The sequence below is a fragment of the Serratia sp. DFXYC6 genome (assembly GCF_057196085.1).
Window position 1 is genome coordinate 1,275,041 of sequence record NZ_JBXUNV010000001.1, and the last position, 25,048, is coordinate 1,300,088.

Below are 25,048 nucleotides of genomic sequence, written 5' to 3' on the forward strand. Positions count from 1 at the left end.
GTCATGAGTCAGCTTTTTTATATTCACCCGGACAACCCACAGCCGCGTTTGATTAACCAGGCGGTTGAGGTGCTGCGCAAGGGCGGGGTGATCGTTTATCCCACCGATTCCGGCTACGCGCTGGGCTGTATGCTGGAAGAAAAGGCGGCGATGGAACGCATTTGCCGCATCCGTCAGTTGGACGGCAACCACAATTTCACCCTGATGTGCCGCGATCTGTCCGAGTTGTCGACTTATGCGCACGTCGATAATACGGCGTTCCGCCTGATTAAAAACAATACGCCGGGCAACTACACCTTCATTCTGAAAGCGACCAAAGAAGTGCCGCGCCGCCTGATGAATGAAAAGCGCAAAACCATCGGCCTGCGTGTGCCGTCGAACCCGATCGCATTGGCGCTGCTGGAGGCGCTGAACGAACCGATGATGTCCACCACCCTGATGCTGCCGGGCAATGATTTTGCCGAGTCCGATCCGGAAGAGATCAACGATCATTTGGGCAAGGTGGTCGATCTGGTGATCCACGGCGGCTTCCTTGGCCAACAGCCGACCACGGTGATCGATCTGACCGAATCCTCGCCGGAAGTGGTGCGTGAGGGGGCGGGCGACGCGGCGCCTTTCCGTTGATGTCAATTGTTGCCACCTTGCCCATTGTCTGAAAATCGGCTGAAGCGACGCTATTTCGCGTGAAAGCCGCTATTCTTGAAGACTTCAGAATTGATAATGGGCAGGATGCGCAGCAATGATTAAACAGGTTTCTTTTTTAGCGGCCTTATTATTTTCCTCAATGGCAAATGCGGGGTTTTATTCGGGCAGTGGTCTGCTGGCGGAATCCAGCGGTTACGTAAAAAATAAAAGCGGTGAAGCCACCGTGGCCGAAGCGCTGAATGGCGGCATGTTCATGGGATACGTCGCCGGCGTATTCGATACTTATTCCATGCAGGGCAATCGCAATATCTGCCCGGAAGCCGGGATGAGCATCGGCGTAGCCGCCGACGCGGTGATGCAGTATTTGAACGAGCATCCTGAGCAACTGCATTATTCCGCACCGTCGGTGATCATGCTGGCGTTAAGTGCCGCCTATCCTTGCGTGCGCCATTAAGTTCCCATTCCAATTAGTGCGCATTTTTTCATAAGGTGCGCCCAGGGGGCTTTCCGCACGAACTTCAATAGATCAATACCTGCTGCGCTGTCACCTTATCCCCGTCGGTATTCCCCGAACGGGTCGGGGAGAGACGCGCAGGAGGTAATATGACCGCATTTCACAGTGCCAACATGATACTCGACTATCAGGATGTCGGCTCAGGGCCGCTCACGTTGGTGTTGCTGCCCGGCTGGTGCGAACCGAAAACCGTGTTTGAGCCGTTCATCGCTCTGGCGGCCGAACGCTATCGGGTGATCAGCATCGACTGGCGCGGCCATGGCCTGTCTTCAAAAGCCACGGATATGTCGCTGACGGCGGACGACTTGCTGGAGGATGTGCGCCAACTGCTGACGGCGCTGCGTTTGGATAACGCGGTCACTCTGTCGGTGGCGCACACCAGCTGGCTGGCGGTAGCGTTGGCCGAAGCGTTGCCGCAACGGGTACGGGGCATGGTGTTTCTCGACTGGATCATGACGCAGCCGGAGCCGGCGTTCTTTACGGCGGTGAGCCGCATGCAGCAGCCGCAGCAGTGGCTGGCGGCACGCGACGCCTTGTTCGACTTTTGGCAGGGCGGCATCCGCCACGATCGGGTCAAACGCCATCTGGAGGTCGAGATGGCGCAGGAAGATTACCGGCTTTGGCGTGCCGCCGGGGTGGCCATCGAACAGGCCTACCGGCAATTCGGCTCGCCGCTGCAGCGCCTGGCGGGCATGAGCGCGCCGCCGCCGTGCCGGCACATCTACTCGTTGGATCGCCACGACGACTATTTGCGGCAACAGCAGGCATTTGCCGCCGAGCAGCCGTTTTTCTCCGTGGTGCGTCTAGGGGAGGCCCGCACTCACCTCGGTATTCTGGAACGGCCTGACGCGGTGCTGTGGGCAGTGGAGGATTTTTTGGCGCCGTGAACGCCGCCTGTGGGGGCCACCGCCGATAAAGTGGGTTTCAACACCTTAGAAAGCCTGTATAATACGCGGTTCGATCCTGATAAACGTATTATGACCGTGGTGGCGGTTGGCCACGGCGGTATCCCCCCGACGCCTGTGAAGGCGACATTAGAGGTTGCTCAATGAGCGAAAAGTTACAGAAAGTTTTAGCGCGCGCCGGGCATGGCTCGCGTCGTGAAATCGAAACCATGATTGAAGCCGGGCGCGTCAGCGTCGACGGCAAGGTCGCCAAGCTGGGCGATCGCGTTGAAGTGACCCCGGCGATGAAAATTCGTCTGGACGGTCATGTCCTGTCGATCAAAGAGTCCGAAGAGGTGGTTTGCCGGGTGCTGGCTTACTACAAACCGGAAGGCGAGCTGTGTACCCGCAGCGATCCTGAAGGCCGCCCGACGGTGTTCGATCGCCTGCCGAAGCTGCGCGGTTCGCGCTGGGTGGCGGTAGGGCGCCTGGACGTCAACACCTCCGGTCTGCTGCTGTTCACTACCGATGGTGAACTGGCCAACCGTCTGATGCACCCGAGCCGTGAAGTGGAGCGCGAATACGCGGTGCGCGTGTTCGGCCAGGTCGACGATGCGAAAGTGAAGCAGCTGAGCAAAGGCGTGCAATTGGAAGACGGCCCGGCCGCCTTCCGCACCATCAGCTTCCAGGGCGGTGAAGGCCTCAATCAGTGGTACAACGTGACCCTGACCGAAGGCCGCAACCGTGAAGTGCGTCGCCTGTGGGAAGCGGTGGGCGTGCAGGTGAGCCGCCTGATCCGCGTGCGTTACGGCGACATCGATCTGCCGAAAGGCCTGCCGCGCGGCGGCTGGGCCGAACTGGATCTGCCTGCGATCAACTACCTGCGCGAGCTGGTGGAGTTGAAACCGGAAACGGTCAGCAAAATGCCGGTGGAGCGTGAGCGCCGCCGCGTGAAGGCCAACCAGATCCGCCGGGCGGTCAAGCGCCACTCGCAGGTGGCCGGCAGCGGCCGCCGCAGTGCGCCAGGCAGCAAACCAGGCAAGCCAAGCAAACGCAGCTAATCCCGCCGTTCTGGCCCCGTTCGGGGCCAGAACGTTTTGTTACCAATCGATCCCTTGTTGCGCCTTCACGCCCGCGTCGAACGCGTGTTTCACCGGCCGCATCTCCGTGACCGTATCCGCCAGTTCCAACAGATCGCGATGGCAGCCGCGCCCGGTCAGGATCACCGTCTGATGCGCAGGGCGTTGCAGGAGTGCTTCCTTCAGCTCTTCCAGTTCCAGATAGCCGTAGGTCAGCATGTAGGTCACTTCGTCCAGCAACACCAGATCCAGGCTGCTGTCGGCCAGCATGCGTTTGCCGTGCTGCCACACCGCCTGGCAGGCGGCGGTGTCGCCGGCCTTGTTTTGCGTTTCCCAGGTGAAACCGGTGGCCATCACCTGAAATTCAACGCCGTGTTGCTGCAGCAGATTCTTTTCGCCATTGGGCCATTCGCCCTTGATGAACTGGATCACTCCGGCGCGCATGCCGTGGCCGACCGCGCGGGTGACGGTGCCGAAGGCGGCGGTGGTTTTGCCTTTGCCGTTGCCGGTAAACACCAGCAGCAGGCCGCGGGTGTCCTGCGCCGCAGCGATGCGCGCATCGACCTGTTCTTTCAGGCGCTGCTGGCGCTGTTGATGACGATCTTCCGCCATGAAACGCTCCTGATTATTCGGCTGCGCCGGGTTTGCGGTTCGGCTGCGCGTCGAAGCTCATGCCGGTTTTGCGGCGGCTGTCTTCGCCCATCAAATACAGATACAGCGGCATGATATCGGCCGGGGTTTTCAGCTTGTTCTTGTCTTCGTGCGGGAAGGCAGATGCGCGCATTTTGGTGCGAGTGCCGCCCGGATTGATGCAGTTCACCCGCAGATTGCGGTTTTTGTACTCGTCGGCCAACACCTGCATCATGCCCTCGGTGGCGAACTTCGACACCGCATAGGCACCCCAATCTGCGCGGCCGGTACGCCCGACGCTGGAGCTGGTGAACACCAGCGACCCGGCGTGGGATTTCAGCAGCAGCGGCAGCAGTGCCTGAGTCAGCATAAAGGTGGCGTTGACGTTAACCTGCATCACTTCTTGCCACATGGTCATCGACAGGTCGGCCATCGGCGCGATGTCGCCGAGCAGGCCGGCGTTGTGCAACACGCCATCAAGGCGGGGGATCTGGTGCGCCAGATCGTCGGCTATCTGCCGGCATTGCTCCTGAGTGGCGTGCAGCAAGTCCAGCGTCACCACCAGGGCCGGGGCACCGCCCTGGGCTGCGATCTCTTGTTGTACCGCCAGCAGTTTGCTCTCGGTGCGCCCCAGCAGCACCAACTGGGCGCCGAAGCGCGCGTAGGTCAGCGCCGCTTCACGGCCGATGCCGTCGCCGGCGCCGGTGACCAAAATGATACGTTGTTCGAGCAGATCTTGTTTGGGTTGGTAATGCACGATAAATCCTCGCCTGGGTGGCTGTTCTCCCGCAGATATCGGGGAGCAAGGGTGAAACGCGCGGCCGGGGCGGGAGCGAAGGCTCGACCGTCTGCGGGCCGCGCAGCGAATCCGTCTCATCATATTGATGAATAATGGGTGTTATATGCCTTAATCCGCGGGCATTTTCAATGCGTAGCAGGCTGAAATGGCATTCTTTTGTAACAAAAGCGCGGCGGTGGCGGCTTGGTTCGGCCGTAAATCGTCCCCATAGTGATGCTCTGTGCGCAATGAATTTTCATTTAGTCGCGACAGCAGCCGCTGCGGTTGGCTAAAATGGAAATAAGCATACTAACAACCTGTAAATAAAGGCGGAATCTGTGGAGTTTATATCTGTTTATGGCCTGTTTCTGGCCAAGGTCGCCACGGTGGTGCTCGCCATCGCCGCGTTGGCCATCCTGGCGGTCAGTTTGGGGCAACGCAAGAGCCGCCAGAAAGGGGAGCTGCAGCTGACCGATCTCGGCGAACAGTATCGCGAGATGCAGCGCGATATGCGCCTGGCACGCATGGATGCCGCCGAGCAGAAGGTTTGGCTGAAACAGTTCAAAAAGCAGACCAAATCTGATGACAAATTGAAGAAACAGCGCGCCAAGTCCGGCGCGGTGGAAGTGGCCAAGCCGTGCCTGTATGTGCTGGACTTCAAGGGCAGCATGGACGCGCACGAGGTCACCTCGCTGCGCGAAGAGATCTCGGCGGTGCTGGCGGTGGCGTCGGCGCAGGATGAAGTTCTGTTGCGCCTGGAAAGCCCTGGCGGGGTGGTGCATGGCTACGGCCTGGCGGCTTCGCAGTTGGAGCGCCTACGCAAAGGCGGCATTCGTCTGACGGTCGCGGTGGATAAAGTGGCGGCCAGCGGCGGCTACATGATGGCTTGCGTTGCGGATCGTATCGTGGCGGCGCCGTTCGCCATCATCGGTTCCATCGGCGTGGTGGCGCAGATCCCGAACTTCCACCGCCTGTTGAAAAAGAACGATATCGACGTGGAGTTGCACACCGCCGGGCAATTTAAACGCACGCTGACGCTGTTTGGCGAAAACACCGAACAAGGGCGCGAGAAGTTCCGAGAAGATCTGAACGAAACGCACGAGCTGTTCAAGCGCTTTGTGCATGAGCAGCGCCCGTCGCTCGACATCGACAGCGTCGCTACCGGTGAGCACTGGTTCGGTTCACAGGCTAAAGAGAAGGGCCTGATCGACGCCATCGGCACCAGCGATGATTTGTTGATCGCCGAGCTGGATAACCACGAAGTGATCGCCGTGCGCTATACGCGCCGCAAACGCCTGATGGATCGCTTCACCGGCAGCGCGGCGGAAAGCGTCGATCGTTTGCTGCTGCGCTGGTGGCAGCGTGGGGAAAAGCCGTTGTTGTAACGGCAACGAGAGCGGGAATCAACGGGGGCCAGGCGCCCCCGTTTTCTTGTCTTAATCGACCAGGTGGTATTTTTCCGAAAGCAGGTGAGCCAAATGTTTAAACATATTAAATACCGCGGTGGTTTTGGCGGTGGGCAATCCATCGGCATCCAAAAAGTATTCGCCGCGAAAAACTAAAACGCCGCTTTTTTGTTCAACGTCGGTGGCGATCATGCCGTGCAGATAATCTTCGTGTTGGCGGATGATGTTATTTGCTTCCGCCAGCAGGGCCTCGCGGCCGATAGGTGCAGTATTCGTGCGCATTTATTAGACTCCAAACTAAAAACTCTGCGCATATTCTAACGCCGGTTCGCTTTTATCCGCAAACCGACTAAGGTTTATTTGCCGTCTGGATGGACATGGGCGGCCGCCGGTTGGCGAAATCGGACTTTCCATGCTAATTAGGTTGCGTGACGCTTTTTATCAGGTACAGTGTGGGATTTTGCGGCGTCGGGTGGAAGGTTTTGTTTACGCCATGAATAAAACTCACACAGCCATACTTCTGGGGCATGGGTGAATAGCAGGCAGGATCAACAACTTGCGTTCAGGTTGAGCAGTTGGGCAACCAAAAGAAAAAAATCTGTTGATCTCTTGCCAGACTGCCGCAATATAAAAAAAGAGACACGAATTGCCGCGGCACGGCGAGATAAAAGACTTCTTTTTAGAAGAAATAAATTAGGTAAAGGTAAATATGGGTAAAGCTCTCGTAATAGTTGAGTCCCCGGCAAAAGCCAAAACTATTAATAAATATTTAGGAAGTGACTACGTGGTGAAGTCCAGCGTCGGTCACATCCGTGATTTGCCGACCAGTGGCTCAGCCAGCAAAAAGAGCGCTGACTCAACCGAAGACAAAGCCAAGAAAAAAGTTAAAAAAGATGAGAAGGCGGCGCTGGTAAATCGCATGGGCGTCGACCCTTACCACGGCTGGAAAGCGCATTATGAAATCCTGCCGGGTAAAGAAAAAGTGGTCGCCGAGTTAAAATCGTTGGCGGAAAACGCCGACCACATTTATCTCGCAACTGACCTTGACCGCGAAGGGGAAGCCATTGCCTGGCACCTGCGGGAAGTGATCGGTGGCGATGACAAACGCTTTAGCCGCGTGGTGTTTAACGAAATCACCAAAAACGCGATCCAACAGGCGTTCAAACAGCCGGGCGAGCTGAACATTGATCGCGTCAACGCGCAGCAGGCGCGCCGGTTTATGGACCGCGTGGTGGGTTATATGGTCTCGCCGCTGCTGTGGAAGAAAATCGCCCGCGGCCTGTCCGCCGGCCGTGTGCAGTCGGTGGCGGTGCGTCTGGTGGTGGAGCGCGAACGCGACATCAAGGCGTTCGTGCCGGAAGAGTACTGGGAGCTGCATGCCGATCTGCTGGCGAAGGGTGAAACCGCGCTGCAGATGGAAGTGACCCATGCGCACGACAAACCGTTCAAGCCGGTCAACCGCGAGCAGACTCACGCCGCGGTCAAGTTGCTGGAAAAAGCCCGCTACACGGTGCTGGATCGCGAAGACAAACCGACCAGCAGCAAGCCGGGCGCGCCTTTCATTACCTCCACGCTGCAACAGGCCGCCAGCACCCGCCTGAGCTTCGGCGTGAAGAAAACCATGATGATGGCGCAACGGCTGTATGAAGCCGGCCACATCACCTATATGCGTACCGACTCCACCAACCTGAGCCAGGATGCGCTCAACATGGTGCGTGGCTACATCGGCGACAACTTCGGCGATAAATACCTGCCGAAGGCGCCGAATCAGTACAGCAGCAAAGAGAATTCGCAGGAAGCGCACGAAGCGATCCGTCCTTCGGACGTGAACGTGCTCGCCGAGCAGCTCAAAGACATGGAAGCGGACGCGCAGAAGCTGTATCAGCTGATCTGGCGCCAGTTCGTTGCCTGCCAGATGACGCCGGCGCAATACGATTCCACTACGCTGACGGTGAAAGCCGGCGATTATCAGCTGCGCGCCAAGGGCCGTACGCTGCGCTTTGACGGCTGGACCAAGGTGATGCCGGCGTTGCGCAAGGGCGATGAAGATCGCACGTTGCCGTTCGTCGAAATCGGCAGCGAGCTGGATCTGCAGAAACTGATCCCGAGCCAGCACTTCACCAAGCCGCCGGCGCGTTACAGCGAAGCTTCGCTGGTGAAAGAGCTGGAGAAACGCGGCATCGGCCGTCCGTCCACCTACGCCTCCATCATCTCGACCATTCAGGATCGCGGTTATGTGCGGGTGGAAAGCCGCCGTTTCTATGCCGAGAAAATGGGCGAGATCGTCACCGATCGTCTGGAAGAGAACTTCCGCGAGCTGATGAACTATGACTTCACCGCACGCATGGAAGACGGCCTCGATGAGGTCGCCAACAACCAGGCCGAGTGGAAAGCGGTACTGGACGAGTTCTTTGTCGATTTCAGCGAGCAGCTGGAAACGGCGGAGAAGGATCCGGAAGAAGGCGGCATGCGGCCTAACCAGATGGTGATGACCAGCATCGACTGCCCGACCTGCGGCCGCAAGATGGGCATCCGTACCGCCAGCACCGGCGTGTTCCTCGGCTGTTCCGGCTACGCGTTGCCGCCGAAGGAGCGTTGCAAAACCACCATCAACCTGGTGCCGGAAGCGGAAGTGCTCAACATCCTCGAAGGCGACGACGCGGAAACCAACGCGTTGCGCGCCCGCCGCCGCTGCCAGAAATGCGGTACGGCGATGGACAGCTATCTGATCGATAACCAGCGCAAGCTGCACGTCTGCGGCAACAACCCGGCGTGTGACGGCTATGAGATCGAAGAGGGCGAGTTCCGCCTGAAAGGCTATGACGGCCCGGTGGTGGAGTGCGACAAGTGCGGTTCGGAAATGCACCTGAAAATGGGGCGTTTCGGCAAGTACATGGGCTGCACCAACGAGAACTGCAAAAACACCCGCAAGATCCTGCGTAACGGCGATGTCGCGCCGCCGAAGGAAGATCCGGTGCCGTTGCCGGAGCTGCCGTGCGAGAAGTCCGACGCCTATTTCGTGCTGCGTGACGGCGCTGCCGGCGTGTTCCTGGCGGCCAACACCTTCCCTAAATCGCGCGAGACCCGCGCGCCGTTGGTGGAAGAGCTGGCTCGCTTCAAGGATCGTCTGCCGGAGAAACTGCGCTATCTGGCTGATGCGCCGGTGGCGGATGCCGAAGGCAACAAAACGCTGGTGCGTTTCAGCCGTAAAACCAAGCAGCAGTACGTCTCCTCTGAAAAAGACGGCAAGGCGACCGGTTGGTCCGCGTTCTACGTGGACGGCAAGTGGGTCGAAGGCAAGAAGTAAGGCCGATGTCCTGCCCGCAAGATGAAAAACCAGCCCTGGCGGCTGGTTTTTTTATTGGTGAAAAGGGGCAAACGGATCTATCCTTTGCTGTTTTTATCCCTCCGACACCGCCGTTTCACGTTGATACCCATGCAAAATAATCGTTATCATAGTGTGACGCGGATCTATACTTGAAGCTGCATCGTGGTATAGTGGTTATATAAAAAGTTTTTTTATTATTAAAGCTTATTAACAACGGCGTTTTCTTCACCATCAGGGTAGAACACGGGGTTTATGGCTTGTGAGTTTCAGCATACCGGGGCGACACCGATATACCTGGCTGCGGGTAAGCCGCAGTGTTTAACCTAGGATGGTATAAGATATGAAATTGCAGCAGCTTCGTTACATTGTGGAAGTGGTTAACCACAACCTGAATGTCTCCTCGACGGCAGAAGGGCTCTATACCTCTCAACCCGGCATCAGCAAACAGGTGCGCATGCTCGAAGATGAGCTGGGCATCCAGATTTTCGCCCGCAGCGGCAAGCACCTGACCCAGGTCACCCCCGCCGGCCAGGAAATCATTCGCATCGCGCGTGAAGTGTTGTCCAAAGTAGACGCCATCAAAGCCGTTGCCGGTGAACACACCTACCCGGACAAAGGCTCGCTGTACGTCGCCACCACGCATACGCAGGCTCGCTACGCCTTGCCAAACGTGATCAAGGGCTTTATCGAGCGTTACCCGCGCGTCTCGCTGCACATGCATCAGGGATCGCCGACGCAGATCGCCGAAGCGGTCTCCAAGGGCACCGCCGATTTTGCCATCGCCACCGAGGCGCTGCACCTGTACGACGATCTCATCATGTTGCCGTGCTACCACTGGAACCGTGCGGTGGTGGTGAAGCCCGATCATCCTTTGGCGGGCAAAAGCAGCATCAGCATTGAAGAGCTGGCGGCTTACCCGATCGTCACTTACACATTCGGCTTTACCGGCCGCTCGGAGCTGGACACCGCCTTCAACCGCGCCGGCCTGACGCCGCGCATCGTCTTCACCGCCACCGACGCCGACGTGATTAAAACCTATGTGCGTCTGGGATTGGGGGTGGGGGTGATCGCCAGCATGGCGGTGGATCCGGTGCAGGATCCGGATCTGGTGACGGTGGATGCGCGCGATATCTTCACATATAGCACCACTAAAATCGGCTTCCGCCGTAGCACCTTCCTGCGCAGCTACATGTACGACTTCATTCAGCGCTTCGCGCCGCACCTGACGCGCGACGTGGTCGACAGCGCAGTGGCGCTGCGCTCCAATGAAGAAATCGAAGCGATGTTCAAGGACATCAAGCTGCCGATTAAGTAATCGTTGACGATATCAAATCAAACCCGGTTAGGTGCCTGCCTAACCGGTTTTTTTTAGCCCGGAAACCCGCACCTTCCTTGTTTCTCAGGATCATCCTGAAAAGCCGCCGTCCTTTCGACAGCTTCGTTTCCAACAACATTGAAATTAGCGGTGATGGTGAAATAGGGATGAATAATTTCGACTCGGCTGTCATTGCCATTAAATTGGGTGTCTCTGCCATCATTGCTGCAGTTGTGCTCACAGTCTGTCGCCGCCTGGTGCGCCAATCCCGCTAGAGCCGCGAGATTTTCCCTGCGAAAACGCCGCCTCGTTGCGGCGTTTTCGTTGACGTGTGGCCTAACCCCTTGGCTGCGCTCGCACTTCCTTCCTCTTGATTGTTCCCGCCTATCGTTGTGATCAAATCGTGTTGTTATCAAAACGTTAACTTATCTTTGTGGTATCTTTAAACAAGACCTCACTGATTACCCTGTTTTAATCACAATAAGAAATGGAGGAGCTATGTCGTCCGATCTTCGTGAAACAAGTCTGGATAAGCTGGTTGCGCTGAATAGCGAATATTACTACTACAGTCTGCCGCTGGCGGCGAAGCAGCTGGGTGATATCGACCGGTTGCCGAAATCAATGAAAGTGCTGTTGGAGAACCTGCTGCGCCATGTGGATGGCGACACCGTGCAGGTTGACGACCTCAAGGCCATCGTCGCCTGGTTGCAAACCGGCCATGCTGACCGTGAGATCGCCTACCGTCCAGCACGCGTGCTGATGCAGGACTTTACCGGCGTGCCGGCGGTGGTGGATCTGGCGGCGATGCGTGAAGCGGTGCGGCGGCTGGGCGGCAATGTCGACCAGGTGAACCCGCTGTCACCGGTGGATCTGGTGATTGACCACTCGGTCACCGTCGATGAATTTGGCGACGATAATGCCTTTGAAGACAACGTGCGCATCGAAATGCAGCGCAACCACGAGCGCTACACCTTTCTGCGCTGGGGGCAGAAGGCCTTCAACCGCTTCCGCGTGGTGCCGCCGGGCACCGGCATTTGTCACCAGGTTAACCTCGAATACCTTGGCCAAACGGTGTGGCACAGCGACGAAAGCGGCCGCCGCGTGGCCTATCCGGATACGCTGGTGGGCACCGATTCTCACACCACCATGATCAACGGCCTGGGCATTCTCGGCTGGGGCGTCGGCGGTATCGAAGCGGAAGCGGCGATGCTGGGCCAGCCGGTGTCGATGCTGATCCCGGACGTGGTCGGCTTCAAGCTGACCGGCAAGCTCCGCGAGGGCATTACCGCCACCGATCTGGTGCTGACCGTCACCCAAATGCTGCGCAAACACGGCGTTGTCGGCAAGTTCGTCGAGTTTTACGGCGACGGCCTGGCCGATCTGCCGCTGGCGGACCGTGCGACCATCGCCAACATGTCGCCGGAGTTCGGCGCTACCTGCGGCTTCTTCCCGGTAGACGATGTCACGCTCGGCTACATGAAACTCAGCGGTCGCAGCGCCGAACAAATCGCGCTGGTGGAAGCCTACGCCAAGGCGCAGGGCATGTGGCGCAACCCGGGGGATGAGCCGGTATTCACCAGCTCGCTGGCGCTGGATATGTCGACGGTGGAGGCGAGCCTCGCCGGGCCGAAACGCCCGCAGGATCGCGTGGCGCTGCCGAATGTGCCGCAGGCGTTCAAGGCCGCTACCGAGCTGGATATCGGCGGTCACAAGGCCAAAACAGACAGCAAAACTTTTACGCTGGACGGGCAGCAGCACGAACTGCGCGACGGCGCAGTGGTGATCGCGGCGATCACCTCCTGCACCAACACCTCCAACCCGAGCGTGATGATGGCGGCCGGCCTGCTGGCGAAAAACGCCGTCAAGAAAGGGCTGCGCAGCAAACCCTGGGTAAAAACCTCGCTGGCGCCGGGTTCCAAAGTGGTGACCGACTACTTCGACAGCGCCAAACTCACCGCTTATCTGGAAGAGTTGGGGTTCAATCTGGTGGGGTATGGCTGTACCACCTGCATCGGTAACTCTGGGCCGCTGCCGGATCCTATCGAGCAGGCGATCAAAGAGGGCGATCTGACCGTGGGCGCGGTGCTGTCGGGCAACCGTAACTTCGAAGGGCGCATCCACCCGCTGGTGAAAACCAACTGGCTGGCCTCGCCGCCGCTGGTGGTGGCTTATGCGCTGGCGGGCAGCATGAAGATCGATCTGACCAAAGAGCCGCTGGGCGAGGGCAACGATGGCCAGCCGGTCTACCTGAAGGACATCTGGCCGAGCAGCCGGGACATCGCTCAGGCGGTGGAAGAAGTGCGCACCGAGATGTTCCATAAGGAGTACGGCGAAGTGTTCGACGGCGATGCCAACTGGCAGGCGATCCAGGTGACCGGTTCGGCGACCTATCAGTGGCAGGAGGATTCTACCTATATCCGCCATCCGCCGTTCTTCAGCACCATGAAGGTGAAACCGGATCCGGTGCAGGACATCAAAGAGGCGCGCATTCTGGCGATTCTGGCCGACTCGGTGACCACCGATCACATCTCGCCGGCGGGTAACATCAAGCGCGACAGCCCGGCGGGGCGTTACCTGAGCGAGCATGGCGTAGCGCCGCAGGATTTCAATTCCTACGGTTCACGCCGTGGCAACCACGAAGTGATGATGCGCGGCACCTTCGCCAACATTCGCATCCGCAACGAAATGGTGCCGGGCGTGGAAGGCGGCTATACCCGCCATATTCCTTCGCAACAGCAGCTGTCTATCTACGACGCCGCCATGCAGTATCAGCAGGAGAAAGTGCCGCTGGCGGTGATCGCCGGTAAAGAGTACGGTTCCGGCTCCAGCCGTGACTGGGCGGCGAAGGGGCCGCGCCTGCTGGGCGTGCGGGTGGTGATTGCCGAATCCTTCGAGCGTATACACCGCTCTAACCTGATCGGCATGGGGATTTTGCCGCTGGAGTTCCCGCAAGGGGTGACGCGTAAAACGCTGGGGTTGACCGGGGATGAGCAGATCAGCGTCGGCGGCCTGCAACAGCTGCAGCCGGGCCAGACGGTGCCGGTGCACATCACTTATGCCGACGGGCGCAAGGAAGTGGTCGACACCCGGTGCCGCATCGATACCGGCAATGAGCTGACTTACTACGAAAACGACGGCATCCTGCACTATGTGATCAGGAAAATGCTGTAATTAATCAATAAAAAGGGCGCCGTAAGGCGCCCTGATTGTTTCCGCGGCGGTGGCGATCACTTCTGGTCGAGCAAATGGCCCATTTTGGCGGCCTTGGTGGCCAGATAGCGTTCGTTCTTCGGATTGCGGCCGACGATCAACGGCACGCGTTCGCTGATGTTGATACCGGCTTCGGTCAGGATCTCGACCTTTTTCGGGTTGTTGGTCAGCAAACGCACCGCGTCGACGCCCAGCAGTTTGAACATGTCGGCACACAGGGTGAAGTCGCGCTCGTCGGCGGCGAAGCCGAGCTGGTGATTGGCTTCCACGGTGTCTGCGCCCTTATCCTGCAGGGCGTAGGCGCGGATCTTGTTCAACAGGCCGATATTGCGGCCCTCCTGGCGATGATAAAGCAGGATGCCGCGGCCTTCTTCCGCAATCTGCTCCAGTGCGGCTTCCAGTTGAAAACCACAGTCGCAGCGCAGGCTGAATAACGCGTCGCCGGTCAGGCATTCGGAATGCACGCGTGCGAGCACCGGCGCTTCGCCGGAAATATCACCGAATACCAGTGCCAGATGGTCATGTCCGGTCGCCAGTTCTTCGAATCCTACCATTAGGAAATCGCCCCAAGGTGTCGGCAGTTTAGCCTCTGCCACCCGTTTCAGCTGCATGTCACTCTCCACAAAAACCTACGATTCAATCATTGTCGCGCATCCTAAGTCCGGTTTAGTAAATTGACCAAGACTAAAACGTGCTACGCCGATCTCTATTTCGTTAATTATCGGCTATTTTGCCACAACTTCTTGCCGGGCGGTGCTCAGCAAACCAGCAGATGGCGTTTTCTGGCCACCTATTATTGCGATAGGTTTTCTATCTGTTTAATTTTTCGCGTGTTATCAATATTGCACTCTTGTTACACTGCAGCCTGATTCACGCAGAGGAAAACGGGAATGTATGAGATAGCAAAACGTACGGCGGGCGGCGCGCTGCTGCTGCTGTTGATGCCGCTGGTGGTATGGGCCTCCGGCTGGCATTGGCAGCCCGGCGGCAATGATCGGCTGCTCAAAGCGCTGTTCTGGGTGACCGAAACCGTTACCTCGCCGTGGGGCATTCTGACCAGCGCTGTCCTTTGCGGTTGGTTTTTGTGGTGCCTGCGCTTTCGGCTGAAGGCGGCCATCGGTCTGGCGATCCTGCTTTCCGCCGCGTTGGTGATTGGGCAGGGGGTCAAGTCGTTGATCAAGGATCGGGTGCAAGAACCGCGGCCGTTTGTGGTATGGCTCGAGCAAACCCACGGCGTGGACGGAAAATATTTCTATTCGCTGCATCGCAAAGAGCGCAGCGCGCTGGTGCGCGAGCAACTGCAAGACCAGACGCTGGTGCCGAACTGGCTGCGCAAGCACTGGCAGTTTGAAACCGGCTTCGCTTTCCCGTCGGGGCATACGATGTTCGCCGCCACCTGGGCGCTGTTGGGCGTAGGGCTGCTGTGGCCGCGCCGCCATTATAAAACCGTTGCGTTGCTGATGGTGTGGGCAACGGGGGTGATGGGCAGCCGTCTGCTGCTGGGCATGCACTGGCCGCGCGATCTGGCGATGGCTACGCTGATCAGTTGGCTGCTGGTGGTGGTCACCTGCTGGCTGGCGCAGCGCTGGTTCGGCCCGCTGACGCCGCCGCCACAAGAGCAGCAGGAAATCGCGGCGCGCAAGCCGGAGATATGATCGCTATGTGACCACGTCACAAAATAGGCGGCATCGGATCGGTGCCGCATTAACCGCTTACATTTTCCCGCCATTGCAATTCGCCCGGTTGCCCCCATATCCTTATAAATTCGACGTTTTGAGAAGCTTTCTCATCAATTTGTTCGCTAAGACCGTTTACTGCCGAATATGCCAGCAGATATGTGGTTTTATCGTGCGGCAGGGTTTCCCTGCCGCAGCGGGAAATGCTAACTTAAGGGTTAGGGACGCCACATTTTGGCATCGTTCATCCGATTCACTCGGCATCGCGGGAAAGAATGTGAAATATTTGCTGATTTTTTTGTTGGTTCTGGTGATCTTCGTGATTTCCGTCACCTTAGGTGCGCATAACGATCAGGTGGTCAATTTTAACTATCTGGTTGCGCAGGGCGACTATCGCGTATCGACCCTGTTGGCCACGCTGTTTGGTGCCGGTTTCGTTCTCGGCTGGATCATTTGCGGCCTGTTCTACCTGCGCACGCGTATTGCGCTGGGTCGCGCCGAGCGCAAGATCAAAAGGCTGGAGCTGCAGCTTGAGCAGCCCGCTGAACCGGCGGCTCAGCCTGTTGTCAGCAAGGAATAATCCTCTATGTTAGAACTGCTGTTTCTGTTGCTGCCCGTGGCTGCCGCGTACGGTTGGTACATGGGGCGCAGAAGCGCTCAGCAGGATAAACAGCAAGAAGCCAACCGCCTGTCGCGCGAATACGTGGCAGGGGTGAACTTTCTGCTCTCCAACCAGCAGGACAAGGCAGTCGATCTGTTCCTCGACATGTTGAAAGAGGACAGCAACACCGTTGAAGCCCACCTGACGCTGGGTAACCTGTTCCGTTCGCGCGGTGAAGTCGACCGCGCCATCCGCATCCATCAGGCCTTGATGGAAAGCGCCTCCCTGACCTTCGAACAGCGCCTGCTGGCGGTGCAGCAGCTGGGCCGCGACTATATGGCGGCCGGGCTGTACGACCGCGCGGAAGACATGTTCAGCCAGTTGACTGACGAAGCGGATTTTCGCGTCTCGGCGCTGCAGCAACTGCTGGTGATCCATCAGGCGACCAGCGACTGGCAGAAAGCGATCGACGTGGCGGAAAAACTGGTCAAGCTGGGCAAAGAGAAGCAACGCGTCGAGATCGCGCACTTTTACTGTGAGTTGGCGCTGCAGGCAATGGGCAGCGACGATCTCGATCGGGCAATGAGCCTGCTCAAGCGCGCGGACGCCGCCGATAAACAGTGTGCGCGCGTGTCCATCATGTTCGGGCGCATCTACATGGCGCAAAACGACTACGCCAAAGCGGCAGAGTCGCTGCAACGCGTACTGAGCCAGGATAAAGAGTTGGTCAGCGAAACGCTGCCGATGCTGCAGGAATGCTACACGCATCTGCCGGAACAACAGCACAACTGGGCCGATTTTCTTAAGCGCTGCGTGGAAGAGAACACCGGCGCTACCGCCGATCTGATGCTGGCCGAGATCATCGAGCAGCACGAAGGGCGCGACGTGGTGCAGGTCTATATCAACCGTCAGCTGCAGCGTCATCCCACTATGCGGGTGTTTTATCGGCTGATGGATTATCACCTGGCGGACGCTGAAGACGGCCGTGCGAAAGAGAGTCTGCTGCTGTTGCGCGACATGGTCGGCGAGCAAATTCGCACCAAGCCGCGCTACCGCTGCCACAAATGTGGCTTCACCGCGCACTCGCTCTATTGGCATTGCCCGTCGTGCCGCGCCTGGTCATCGGTCAAACCGATACGCGGTCTGGATGGACAATAACGCGGCGGAGCGGCAAAAAAAAACGGGGCGAAAATCGCCCCGTTTTTTTATGTTCATCACTTACTTTTTCTTGCCGCCTTTGGCGCCGGTTTTCAACAGCTGACGCAGTTTCTTCAGCTCTTTCTGGCTCAGCGGCTGTTCAATCTCTTCTTCGGTGCTTTGATTGTCGATTTCGCCGTGGTGCAGCTCATCCGCCTTTTTGGCCGGTTTCTCTGCTTTGGTGGCGGGCGCGCTGAAACTGCTTTCCAGGCGCTGGCACACTTCCACGCTCAACGAAAATTCGTTTTCAGCGGCGGCGGCGCGGATTTTTTCCTTCAGTTCCAGAGGAATTTTAATGGTAAGTGTCGATATCTCGCTCATTTTGAAAGCCTTTCTGCAGGAAGATGCCTTCAAGCTAAGCCACTGACGATCGGGTGTCTAGTGTGTAATAAAAATTTAATATTTTTGTAACAAAGCGGGGCGAGGAAAATGCGGTTTTTTCAGGCGGCAAACAGAGGCAGGGCCCGAACGTTCGGACCCTGTACCGGAAACATTATTTGTAGATGATCGCGGTGCCGCTCAACATGTTGTTACCACCGGCGGAGATGATGCGGTAGCTGCTGGCGCCCTGGGCATCCGCTTTAGCGGCCAGTTTTTTCTCCAGGCTGCTGAGGGTGGTTGCGTGGCCTGCGGAAACGATGCCGGCGGCGGTCAGGTTATCGGCCTGCTGGCTGCTGATCGGTTCAGCGGCGAAGGTGGCGAAAGAGGTCAGTGCGATAGCGGCTGCGGCTGCAAAATATTTGATGGTTTTCATGGGTGACTCCAGTCTGTTTATTTAGGAAGGAAGCCATTCGCTTCCGATGGGGTGAATAATAAAGCATCCGTGCCGATTGAAAATCTGATAATGCTGAGCAAGTCATTCAAAATATCTGATTAACAATTTACGCATCTTTACGGCGTTTTACGCTGCGTGGTTTATTGCTGACGGGCGTTCATTGACGCGCCATGACAAAGGCGGGAGGTAACATGACAGAGCGTAGGTGCGCGCTGCGGCTGGGATTTCGGGCCTCCGACATGTAGAATGCGGCGGTCAGTTTCGCGGGTGAGTCCCTGATTATCTCCATTTTACAAAAGGTAGAAGAAATGAAGTCTGAAAATAACGCTAATAACAATGACTTAAAATCATCTCCAATCGTTGTGGCGTTAGATTACGCCGATAAGAACGCTGCGCTGGCGTTCGCCGACCGTATCGATCCGCAAGACTGCCGGCTGAAAGTGGGCAAAGAAATGTTCACGCTGTTTGGGCCGCAACTGGTGCGCGATCTGCATGGGCGCGGTTTCGACGTGTTTCTCGACCTGAAATTCCACGATATTCCCAATACCACTGCGCATGCGGTAGCGGCGGCGGCCGAACTGGGCGTTTGGATGGTTAACGTCCACGCCAGCGGCGGCGCGCGCATGATGACTGCCGCTAAAGAAGCGCTGGCGTCATTCGGGACGGATGCGCCGCTGTTGATCGCCGTAACCGTGCTCACCAGCATGGAAGCGGAAGACCTGCGCGGCATCGGCATCGAGGCTAGCCCGGCGGAACACGCCGAGCGCCTGGCGCGCCTGACCCGCGACTGCGGGCTGGACGGTGTGGTGTGTTCGGCACACGAAGCGCAGCGGCTGAAGGCGGCCTGCGGGCAGGCTTTCCAACTGGTGACGCCGGGGATCCGCCCTGAAGGCAGCGCGGCGGGCGATCAGCGTCGTATCATGACGCCGGTGCAGGCGCAGGCCGCCGGCGTGGACTATATGGTGATTGGGCGTCCGATCACCCAATCTGCCGATCCGGCCGCGACGCTGCGCGCGATCCGCGCCTCTTTGGCCTGAGGAAGCGATGATGAATGACGATAACAGTCGTCTGGTGTATTCCACGGACACCGGTCGCATCAAGCAGGAAGAGGTTAAACCGCAACGCGCCAAGGGCGATGGCGTTGTGCGCATCCAGCGCCAGACCAGCGGCCGCAAGGGGAAGGGCGTGTGCCTGATTACCGGCGTCGATCTGGATGATGCCGCGCTCGATAAACTGGCGGCCGAGCTGAAAAAGAAATGCGGCTGCGGCGGCTCGGTGAAAGACGGGGTCATCGAGATCCAGGGCGATAAACGCGATCTGCTCAAACAGCTGCTGGAAGCCAAAGGCATGAAGGTCAAACTGGCGGGCGGTTGAGGTGAATCGCCATGCCGCGGTGCAATGCTGCGGCATGGCTAGAGGTTGTTGCTGCCGGGGGTTAACCCGTTAACGGCGAAAGAACCATAGACTTAACGTAAAACAGACCTGAAATCATCGTTATTGGTTAATACGTCAAAGCGCCAAGTCGCTTTTGCCCGCCTGTCGGCGGAGGAACATCGGGCAGGTTATTTGCCAACCTGGTGACCGATGATGCCGCCCACCGCTGCCCCACCCAGCGTGCCCAAAGCGCTGCCGTTGGTCAGCACTGCGCCGCCGACTGCACCGGCGCCGGCGCCGATGGCGGTGTTGCGATCGCGTTTGGACATGTTGGAACAGGCGCTCAGTGAAAACGCCAGAGTCAGAGCCAGAGCGGCGGTGGCGAAACGTTTATTGATAATCATCATAATGACTTCTCCTTAGCATTGGCTATATGGAAGTGCCTTATAAGTATAGGCGTTAACCATAAATCAGGCCTGCTGTTGATTCCCATACGGTATCGATATAAAAAATGGCATTTTTTGTTAACGGCCGAATAATTAGCGGGTTACGGCCCAAAAGTTACCGAAGCTGAGTATAGGTTTCTCGGGAAGGATAAACAGGTAAATAGTCTTAAAATCCCGCTGCGCAAGGGGAAAGACGCGCGGCGTGGCCCGCGCGGTGCGGCGGTGGTCTGCGTTATTCGTTGACCAATTCCACCTGTACGCCCTGGCGTTTCAGCTGATGCTGATACTCCAGCGCCAAACGTGAATCGGTGATCACCCGGCTGATTTGCCCCGGCTGCGCCAGCGGATTGGGCTGGATCTGGCCGAATTTGCTGGAGTCCGTCAGCACGATATTCTCCACGCCCTTGGCCAGTACCGCGCTGACCACATCGGCGCGCATCATGTCGCGGCCGGTAAAGCCGGTTTCGGCCTGAAAGCCGTCAATGCCGATAAACGCCTTATTGAAATGCACCTGCTGAATGCACAGCCGCGTCAGCGGGCCGACCACGGTCTCGCTTTTCTTCTGGTACATGCCGCCCAGTACAATCACGTCGCAGTCGGTTTCTTTCAGCAGGTTGGCGATGTAGTGGCTGACGGTGATCAGCGTAATGCGCTTGCGTTCGGCGATGTAGCGCGCCAGCAGGGCGTTGGCGCTGCCGCTCTCGATAAAGATCGTCTCGCCGTCGTTGACCTGTGCGGCGGCGTATTGCGCCAGCCGCTGCTTGAGGGTGAAATTGGACATCATGCGGGCGTCGACGTCGTCGCTCTCCAACGCCACGGCGGAACCGTGCACCCGCTTCAGATAACTGCGCTTTTCCAGCAGGTTGAGATCCTGCCGGATAGTGACTTCCGAGACGCCCGAGGCGCGCGCCAGCTCATTGACGCTGATCCGCCGGCGATCGTTAACCAACTGCAATATGGTCTGTTGTCGTAAATTCATATCGGCCTGATGATGCGGCCGCCAAGGCGCGGCCGCTAAGAGTCAAAGGTTTAAAGAGTATGTTCTGTGCGCGCAATAATATCATCCTGCGCCTCAGGGGATAATGCGGTAAAGAAGGCGGAATAGCCAGCTACGCGAACCACTAAATCACGATATTGGTCAGGGTGTTGCTTCGCCGCCAGCAGCGTTTCGCGCGACACGATGTTGTACTGCACATGCCAGCCGCGGTAGCTCTCGAAGAAGGTGCGCAACATCAGCATCAGCTTTTCCCGATCGCGCGGGTTGTCCAGCGTCGCCGGGTTCAGCTTTTGGTTGAGCAGCACGCCGCCGAGGATCGCCTCGGTCGGCAACTTGGCGAGCGAATTGAACACCGCCGTCGGCCCCAGATGGTCGGTGCCGGACGCCGGGCTGGCGCCTTCCGCCAGTGGCGTGTGCGCCTTACGACCATCGGGCGTGGCCAGAGTGGCGGCGCCGAAGGGCACGTTGGCCGAAATCGATGAGGTGCCGGCGTAGTAACCACCGCCGATCGGCCCGCGGCCGAAGCGGGTGTTGCGATACTGCTTCAGTTCTTCGATATAGGTTTGGTAGGCGCGCACCAGTAGCCGATCGACCTCGTCCACGTCGTTGCCGTATTTGGGCGCGGCGTTGAGCAGCCGCTGGCGCAGCTGCTCGCCATCCAGCCCGGCGAAGTCTTCGGCCAGCGCCGTCGCCAACTGCTGCTGGCCGATCGCCCCCTGGTCAAACACCAGTTTGCGCACCGCAGCCAGGCTGTTGCCCAGGTTGGCGATGCCGACCTGCAGGCCGGAAACCCAATCGTATTTGGCGCCGCCTTGCTTGATGCTTTTACCGCGTTCGATGCAGTCATCCACCAGCGCGGAACAGAGGATATCGTGGGCATTCTCTTCCAGCACGCTGTCCACCACGCATTCGATCTCGATCGACTTGCGCGTGTAGTAGCGGATTTGCCGATCCCAGGCGGCTAAGACCTGCTCGAAATCGGCGAAGTTTCCTTTGGATAGCGCCTGTTCCTGCGGCAGGAAGATCTGCCCGGAGGTCGCGTCGCGGCCCTGTTCCAGCGCTGCCAGCAGCACCCGGGCGAAGTTGATGAAACTCATGCCGGTGCAGCGATAGCCCCATTTGCCGCCGACGGCGGTCTCGATGCAGCCGATGGCGGCGTAGTTGTAAGCGTCTTGCGGCTCAACCCCCAGCTTGATGAACTCGGGAATGACGATTTCGTCGTTGTTGAATGCCGGCATGCCGAAACCGCAGCGGATCACCTGCACGCAGGCGTCGAGGAAGTCGGCGCTCATCCCGGCATGGTAACGCACGCTGAGGTTGGGCTGAGTGGAGCGCAGGCGGCCGCAGGACTCAAGAATGGCGTAGGACAGCGGGTTGACCGCATCGCACGGCTGGCCGTCGATCAGCTTCTGTCCGCCGATGGTGACGTTCTGGTACAGCGGGCTGCCGGCGGAAGCCTTGGAATGCGAGCCGGAGCGGATCTTGTTGACCTCCAGCAGCTTCAGCCAGCAACTGTGCAACAGCTCGATGGCGTCTTCCCGCGCCAGCTTTTGCTCCAGCTCCACGTCACGCCGATACCAGGGATAGAGGTATTGATCGAGGCGGCCAAAGGAAACCGAATGGCCGTTGGATTCGATCTGTAACGTCAGCTGGATGAAATAGCACAGCTGCAGCGCCTGCCAGAAGGTTTGTGGCGGGCGATGGGCGATCCGGTCGCAGTTATCCGCGATGGCCAGCAGCTCGGCGCGCCGCCAGTCGCGGGCTTCGTTTTGCGCCATGTCGCGCGCCAGGCGGGCGAAGCGCAGGATGTGTTCGCTCAGCGCCGCTAGCACGATGTCGATAGCGTTGAGAAACTGCGCTTTGTGCAGGTCTTCCCACTCGGTCAGGCGCAGGCGGCTGCGGCGCGCGTTCACTTTTTCACGCAGGCCGTCGAGACCTAGCTCCAGCAACAGCGGGAAGTTGACCGCCAGGTGAGCATCGCCGGAGGTCATGTTGCCCTCGGCCTTGATGATGCCGGTGGCCAGCAGCGCTTTTTGCTCGTCGGTGAACATGCCGTAGCAGCGATCCTGCACCGTTTGGCCGCGCCACCAGGGGCACAGGCGATGCAAAATCGCCTTGTTCTCTTCGCTGACCGAAAAACCGGCGCCCGGCCGGTCGGCTAGCTGGTCTATTTCGTTTTCTATCCAGCCGACGGTGTATTCGGGGAAGATCGGCGCGGCGCGCAGCTCGCTGGCCTGGTTGCCGACGATCAACTCGTCGTTGGCGATCCAGATGGTGCGCTTCGCCAGATGGTTGGCCAGCGCCAGCGCGCGGCGCACCGGCAGCGGCTTGTCCTGATGCTGTTGATAGGCTTCGGTATAGTGCTGCGCGCGTTCGGTGCACACCGGCGGTTTGACGATGTGAATCAGCGCGTTCTTGTGCGCCTGAATGCGGGCGCTGAGGGTGGTCAAATCCAACGTGGTCATGGCGTTATCCTCGCAAAATGGCGGTCAGGCCTTTGGCGCCGGCATAGGCTTCGGCGAAGGCCAGCAGATCGGGCGCGTCCAGCGGCGTGCGGGCGGCGCGGTAGGGCTCGCCGAGCAGGTGATACTTGTTGATGCCCAGCGTGTGGTACGGCAGAAAGTGGATCTCCGATACGCCGATCTCGTCGGCGGCGAAGTCGACGATCGCGCGGACAGAGCGGCGATCGGCGTTGAAATCGGGGATCAGCGGCACGCGCACGGTCATTGGCACGCCGTGCGCCGCCAGCCGGCGGAAATTGTTCATCACCCGGCGGGCGGAGCCGCCGGTCCAGGCTCTGAAGCGCGCTTCGTCGGTGTGTTTGAGATCGGCCAGCAGCAGATCCAGCCACGGCAACGAAGGCGCGATGTAACGCCAGGGAACGTGCAGGCAGGATTCGACGGCGGTGTGGATGCCGGCCTCGCGGCCGCGCCGCAGCAGTTCCGCCGCAACCTCCGGCTGCATAAAGGGCTCGCCGCCGGACAGCGTTAAACCGCCGCCGCTGCGCAGGTAGAAAGGCTTATCCCGCATTACCTCGGCCATGATATCGTCGGGGTTGATCGAGCTGCCGCACAGGCTGAGCGCGCCGGTCGGGCAGACGGCGGCCAGGGCGGCATAATCGTCTGCGCTAATCAGCTCGCGTTGCAGCGTCAGCGGCCCGTCGGTGCGTTGCAGCCCTTGCGGACAACGCTCGGCGCACAGCGTGCAGCCGCTCAGGCACAGGCGTTCGTCAAACAGCAGGTCTGCGTGGCGCGAGCGGCTTTCCGGGTTCTGACACCACCTGCAGCTCAGCGGGCAGCCTTTTAAAAAGACCACGCTGCGGATGCCGGGGCCGTCATGGGTCGAGTAGCGCTGCAGATTGAAGAACATGAGTCACCCGTTTGGCGTTGCTGAATCTTTCGCCATTAAAGATGTTTCGAATGAAAGTTGAATTGATTTTGATCAAAGGTTGGCGGTTTTTTTGCCCTATGATGATCAGAGTTTGAATCCGCCCACAGAACATGACACAGGAGTCCGTGATGGAGCTTTATCTCGATACCGCCGATGTGACCGCGGTAAAACGCCTGGCGCGCATTCTGCCGCTGCACGGCGTCACCACCAACCCGAGCATCGTGGCGAAGGAAGGCAAGCCGATCTGGGAAGTGCTGCCCGCGCTGCGCGACGCCCTCGGCGGCACCGGCAAGCTGTTTGCGCAGGTGATGGCGGCCGATGCGGAACGTATGGTGGCGGAGGCGGCGCTGCTCAGCCAGCGGGTACCGGGGTTGGTGGTCAAGATCCCGGCGACCGCCGAAGGGCTGGCGGCGATCAAGAAACTCAAAACGATGTCCATCCCGACGCTGGGCACTGCGGTGTACGGCGCCGGGCAGGGGCTGTTGGCGGCCTTGGCAGGGGCGGAATATGTGGCGCCTTATGTCAACCGCGTGGATGCGCAGGGCGGCGACGGCATCGAAATGGTGCACGAGCTGCAGCAGCTGTTGAGCCTGCATGCGCCGTCGGCGCAGGTGCTGGCCGCCAGCTTCAAAACGCCGCGCCAGGCGCTGGAGTGCTTGCTCGCGGGCTGTCAGGCCATCACGCTGCCGGTGGACGTGGCGGAGCAGTTCCTGAATGCGCCGGCCGTACAGGCCGCGGTCGAGAAATTCGAACAGGATTGGCAGGGGGCGTTCGGCTCGACGCTGTTAGGCTAAAGCCAGTAA

The 25,048-nt window shown here is 58.9% G+C and carries 25 protein-coding genes; 15 read left to right on the forward strand and 10 right to left on the reverse strand.

Annotation, left to right across the window (positions count from 1 at the left end):
* Positions 1 to 3 precede the first annotated feature (3 nt).
* The 4 genes from AC2CGQ_RS06270 to rluB all read left to right on the forward strand — a co-directional run bounded on the left by AC2CGQ_RS06270 (position 4) and on the right by rluB (position 3,104).
* Positions 4 to 624, forward strand: coding sequence for an L-threonylcarbamoyladenylate synthase (locus AC2CGQ_RS06270; RefSeq protein ID WP_004932058.1), 621 nt, complete (start codon positions 4 to 6; stop codon positions 622 to 624).
* A gap of 115 nt (positions 625 to 739) precedes the next feature.
* Positions 740 to 1,099, forward strand: coding sequence for a Rap1a/Tai family immunity protein (locus tag AC2CGQ_RS06275; RefSeq protein ID WP_004932057.1), 360 nt, complete (start codon positions 740 to 742; stop codon positions 1,097 to 1,099).
* Positions 1,100 to 1,248: 149 nt separating this feature from the next.
* On the forward strand, positions 1,249 to 2,046 hold the full coding sequence (locus AC2CGQ_RS06280) for an alpha/beta fold hydrolase (protein WP_484593519.1): 798 nt from the start codon (positions 1,249 to 1,251) through the stop codon (positions 2,044 to 2,046).
* A 161-nt stretch (positions 2,047 to 2,207) separates the two neighbouring features.
* Positions 2,208 to 3,104 (forward strand): 23S rRNA pseudouridine(2605) synthase RluB, encoded by an 897-nt coding sequence (gene rluB, locus AC2CGQ_RS06285; protein WP_015378049.1) that lies wholly within the window; start codon positions 2,208 to 2,210, stop codon positions 3,102 to 3,104.
* Positions 3,105 to 3,143: 39 nt separating this feature from the next.
* On the opposite strand, the gene cobO is transcribed toward rluB, so the two are convergent.
* Together cobO and AC2CGQ_RS06295 are read right to left on the reverse strand one after the other, a co-directional pair.
* A complete protein-coding gene (cobO, locus tag AC2CGQ_RS06290) occupies positions 3,144 to 3,734 on the reverse strand; it encodes a cob(I)yrinic acid a,c-diamide adenosyltransferase (protein ID WP_004930707.1) in 591 nt (196 codons plus the stop codon).
* Between the two features lie 13 nt (positions 3,735 to 3,747).
* Positions 3,748 to 4,509, reverse strand: coding sequence for a YciK family oxidoreductase (locus AC2CGQ_RS06295; protein ID WP_021503822.1), 762 nt, complete (start codon positions 4,507 to 4,509; stop codon positions 3,748 to 3,750).
* A gap of 359 nt (positions 4,510 to 4,868) precedes the next feature.
* On the opposite strand from AC2CGQ_RS06295, the gene sohB reads away from it, so the two are divergent.
* Positions 4,869 to 5,915, forward strand: coding sequence for a protease SohB (gene sohB, locus AC2CGQ_RS06300; protein ID WP_004930703.1), 1,047 nt, complete (start codon positions 4,869 to 4,871; stop codon positions 5,913 to 5,915).
* 51 nt (positions 5,916 to 5,966) lie between these two features.
* On the opposite strand, the gene AC2CGQ_RS06305 is transcribed toward sohB, so the two are convergent.
* Positions 5,967 to 6,218: a YciN family protein gene (locus AC2CGQ_RS06305; RefSeq protein WP_004930700.1), complete on the reverse strand. Its 252-nt coding sequence runs from the start codon at positions 6,216 to 6,218 to the stop codon at positions 5,967 to 5,969.
* Between the two features lie 427 nt (positions 6,219 to 6,645).
* On the opposite strand from AC2CGQ_RS06305, the gene topA reads away from it, so the two are divergent.
* The 4 genes from topA (at position 6,646) to acnA (ending at position 13,750) form a co-directional block, all read left to right on the forward strand.
* A complete protein-coding gene (gene topA / locus AC2CGQ_RS06310) occupies positions 6,646 to 9,243 on the forward strand; it encodes a type I DNA topoisomerase (RefSeq protein ID WP_015378045.1) in 2,598 nt (865 codons plus the stop codon).
* A gap of 5 nt (positions 9,244 to 9,248) precedes the next feature.
* On the forward strand, positions 9,249 to 9,383 hold the full coding sequence (locus tag AC2CGQ_RS06315; protein ID WP_255201708.1) for a hypothetical protein: 135 nt from the start codon (positions 9,249 to 9,251) through the stop codon (positions 9,381 to 9,383).
* A gap of 221 nt (positions 9,384 to 9,604) precedes the next feature.
* On the forward strand, positions 9,605 to 10,579 hold the full coding sequence (cysB, locus tag AC2CGQ_RS06320) for an HTH-type transcriptional regulator CysB (protein ID WP_004930690.1): 975 nt from the start codon (positions 9,605 to 9,607) through the stop codon (positions 10,577 to 10,579).
* A gap of 498 nt (positions 10,580 to 11,077) precedes the next feature.
* A complete protein-coding gene (gene acnA / locus AC2CGQ_RS06325; protein WP_004930681.1) occupies positions 11,078 to 13,750 on the forward strand; it encodes an aconitate hydratase AcnA in 2,673 nt (890 codons plus the stop codon).
* 56 nt (positions 13,751 to 13,806) lie between these two features.
* On the opposite strand, the gene ribA is transcribed toward acnA, so the two are convergent.
* A complete protein-coding gene (gene ribA / locus AC2CGQ_RS06330) occupies positions 13,807 to 14,400 on the reverse strand; it encodes a GTP cyclohydrolase II (protein WP_004930678.1) in 594 nt (197 codons plus the stop codon).
* A gap of 279 nt (positions 14,401 to 14,679) precedes the next feature.
* On the opposite strand from ribA, the gene pgpB reads away from it, so the two are divergent.
* The 3 genes from pgpB to lapB all read left to right on the forward strand — a co-directional run bounded on the left by pgpB (position 14,680) and on the right by lapB (position 17,224).
* Positions 14,680 to 15,444 carry a phosphatidylglycerophosphatase B gene (gene pgpB / locus AC2CGQ_RS06335; protein WP_021503815.1) on the forward strand — a complete coding sequence of 255 codons (765 nt, stop codon included), beginning with the start codon at positions 14,680 to 14,682 and terminating at the stop codon, positions 15,442 to 15,444.
* 298 nt (positions 15,445 to 15,742) lie between these two features.
* On the forward strand, positions 15,743 to 16,045 hold the full coding sequence (locus tag AC2CGQ_RS06340; RefSeq protein ID WP_004930650.1) for a LapA family protein: 303 nt from the start codon (positions 15,743 to 15,745) through the stop codon (positions 16,043 to 16,045).
* A 6-nt stretch (positions 16,046 to 16,051) separates the two neighbouring features.
* A complete protein-coding gene (gene lapB, locus AC2CGQ_RS06345) occupies positions 16,052 to 17,224 on the forward strand; it encodes a lipopolysaccharide assembly protein LapB (RefSeq protein ID WP_015378034.1) in 1,173 nt (390 codons plus the stop codon).
* Positions 17,225 to 17,284: 60 nt separating this feature from the next.
* Here the strand turns inward: lapB and AC2CGQ_RS06350 are convergent, their stop codons facing one another.
* Both AC2CGQ_RS06350 and bhsA read right to left on the reverse strand, forming a co-directional pair.
* Positions 17,285 to 17,584: an Arc family DNA-binding protein gene (locus AC2CGQ_RS06350; RefSeq protein ID WP_015378033.1), complete on the reverse strand. Its 300-nt coding sequence runs from the start codon at positions 17,582 to 17,584 to the stop codon at positions 17,285 to 17,287.
* Positions 17,585 to 17,756: 172 nt separating this feature from the next.
* Positions 17,757 to 18,017: a multiple stress resistance protein BhsA gene (bhsA, locus tag AC2CGQ_RS06355; RefSeq protein ID WP_004930642.1), complete on the reverse strand. Its 261-nt coding sequence runs from the start codon at positions 18,015 to 18,017 to the stop codon at positions 17,757 to 17,759.
* 329 nt (positions 18,018 to 18,346) lie between these two features.
* On the opposite strand from bhsA, the gene pyrF reads away from it, so the two are divergent.
* Both pyrF and yciH read left to right on the forward strand, forming a co-directional pair.
* Positions 18,347 to 19,075, forward strand: a complete 729-nt coding sequence (gene pyrF / locus AC2CGQ_RS06360; RefSeq protein ID WP_004930640.1) for an orotidine-5'-phosphate decarboxylase — start codon at positions 18,347 to 18,349, stop codon at positions 19,073 to 19,075.
* Positions 19,076 to 19,085: 10 nt separating this feature from the next.
* Positions 19,086 to 19,412, forward strand: coding sequence for a stress response translation initiation inhibitor YciH (gene yciH, locus AC2CGQ_RS06365; RefSeq protein ID WP_021503812.1), 327 nt, complete (start codon positions 19,086 to 19,088; stop codon positions 19,410 to 19,412).
* Positions 19,413 to 19,600: 188 nt separating this feature from the next.
* Here the strand turns inward: yciH and osmB are convergent, their stop codons facing one another.
* The 4 genes from osmB to AC2CGQ_RS06385 form a co-directional block, all read right to left on the reverse strand.
* The gene (gene osmB / locus AC2CGQ_RS06370; RefSeq protein ID WP_004930634.1) at positions 19,601 to 19,819 is read right to left on the reverse strand and encodes an osmotically-inducible lipoprotein OsmB; all 219 of its coding nucleotides are present in this window, start codon (positions 19,817 to 19,819) and stop codon (positions 19,601 to 19,603) included.
* A 271-nt stretch (positions 19,820 to 20,090) separates the two neighbouring features.
* Positions 20,091 to 20,837, reverse strand: a complete 747-nt coding sequence (locus tag AC2CGQ_RS06375) for a DeoR/GlpR family DNA-binding transcription regulator (RefSeq protein ID WP_004930631.1) — start codon at positions 20,835 to 20,837, stop codon at positions 20,091 to 20,093.
* Between the two features lie 50 nt (positions 20,838 to 20,887).
* Positions 20,888 to 23,320: a formate C-acetyltransferase/glycerol dehydratase family glycyl radical enzyme gene (locus AC2CGQ_RS06380; protein WP_484593520.1), complete on the reverse strand. Its 2,433-nt coding sequence runs from the start codon at positions 23,318 to 23,320 to the stop codon at positions 20,888 to 20,890.
* Positions 23,321 to 23,324: 4 nt separating this feature from the next.
* On the reverse strand, positions 23,325 to 24,224 hold the full coding sequence (locus AC2CGQ_RS06385; RefSeq protein WP_176325833.1) for a glycyl-radical enzyme activating protein: 900 nt from the start codon (positions 24,222 to 24,224) through the stop codon (positions 23,325 to 23,327).
* A 149-nt stretch (positions 24,225 to 24,373) separates the two neighbouring features.
* Between AC2CGQ_RS06385 and fsa the strand changes: the two genes are divergently transcribed.
* Positions 24,374 to 25,039: a fructose-6-phosphate aldolase gene (gene fsa, locus AC2CGQ_RS06390; protein WP_015378028.1), complete on the forward strand. Its 666-nt coding sequence runs from the start codon at positions 24,374 to 24,376 to the stop codon at positions 25,037 to 25,039.
* Positions 25,040 to 25,048: the final 9 nt, after the last annotated feature.

Bases quoted from the DNA above. Each gene is read 5' to 3' on its own strand.
- AC2CGQ_RS06270 (WP_004932058.1), top strand. From the start codon at position 4: ATGAGTCAGCTTTTTTATATTCACCCGGACAACCCACAGCCGCGTTTG.
- AC2CGQ_RS06275 (WP_004932057.1), top strand. From the start codon at position 740: ATGATTAAACAGGTTTCTTTTTTAGCGGCCTTATTATTTTCCTCAATG.
- AC2CGQ_RS06280 (WP_484593519.1), top strand. From the start codon at position 1,249: ATGACCGCATTTCACAGTGCCAACATGATACTCGACTATCAGGATGTC.
- rluB (WP_015378049.1), top strand. From the start codon at position 2,208: ATGAGCGAAAAGTTACAGAAAGTTTTAGCGCGCGCCGGGCATGGCTCG.
- cobO (WP_004930707.1), bottom strand. From the start codon at position 3,734: ATGGCGGAAGATCGTCATCAACAGCGCCAGCAGCGCCTGAAAGAACAG.
- AC2CGQ_RS06305 (WP_004930700.1), bottom strand. From the start codon at position 6,218: ATGCGCACGAATACTGCACCTATCGGCCGCGAGGCCCTGCTGGCGGAA.
- topA (WP_015378045.1), top strand. From the start codon at position 6,646: ATGGGTAAAGCTCTCGTAATAGTTGAGTCCCCGGCAAAAGCCAAAACT.
- AC2CGQ_RS06315 (WP_255201708.1), top strand. From the start codon at position 9,249: ATGTCCTGCCCGCAAGATGAAAAACCAGCCCTGGCGGCTGGTTTTTTT.
- cysB (WP_004930690.1), top strand. From the start codon at position 9,605: ATGAAATTGCAGCAGCTTCGTTACATTGTGGAAGTGGTTAACCACAAC.
- acnA (WP_004930681.1), top strand. From the start codon at position 11,078: ATGTCGTCCGATCTTCGTGAAACAAGTCTGGATAAGCTGGTTGCGCTG.
- ribA (WP_004930678.1), bottom strand. From the start codon at position 14,400: ATGCAGCTGAAACGGGTGGCAGAGGCTAAACTGCCGACACCTTGGGGC.
- pgpB (WP_021503815.1), top strand. From the start codon at position 14,680: ATGTATGAGATAGCAAAACGTACGGCGGGCGGCGCGCTGCTGCTGCTG.
- lapB (WP_015378034.1), top strand. From the start codon at position 16,052: ATGTTAGAACTGCTGTTTCTGTTGCTGCCCGTGGCTGCCGCGTACGGT.
- AC2CGQ_RS06350 (WP_015378033.1), bottom strand. From the start codon at position 17,584: ATGAGCGAGATATCGACACTTACCATTAAAATTCCTCTGGAACTGAAG.
- bhsA (WP_004930642.1), bottom strand. From the start codon at position 18,017: ATGAAAACCATCAAATATTTTGCAGCCGCAGCCGCTATCGCACTGACC.
- pyrF (WP_004930640.1), top strand. From the start codon at position 18,347: ATGAAGTCTGAAAATAACGCTAATAACAATGACTTAAAATCATCTCCA.
- yciH (WP_021503812.1), top strand. From the start codon at position 19,086: ATGAATGACGATAACAGTCGTCTGGTGTATTCCACGGACACCGGTCGC.
- osmB (WP_004930634.1), bottom strand. From the start codon at position 19,819: ATGATGATTATCAATAAACGTTTCGCCACCGCCGCTCTGGCTCTGACT.
- AC2CGQ_RS06375 (WP_004930631.1), bottom strand. From the start codon at position 20,837: ATGAATTTACGACAACAGACCATATTGCAGTTGGTTAACGATCGCCGG.
- AC2CGQ_RS06380 (WP_484593520.1), bottom strand. From the start codon at position 23,320: ATGACCACGTTGGATTTGACCACCCTCAGCGCCCGCATTCAGGCGCAC.
- AC2CGQ_RS06385 (WP_176325833.1), bottom strand. From the start codon at position 24,224: ATGTTCTTCAATCTGCAGCGCTACTCGACCCATGACGGCCCCGGCATC.
- fsa (WP_015378028.1), top strand. From the start codon at position 24,374: ATGGAGCTTTATCTCGATACCGCCGATGTGACCGCGGTAAAACGCCTG.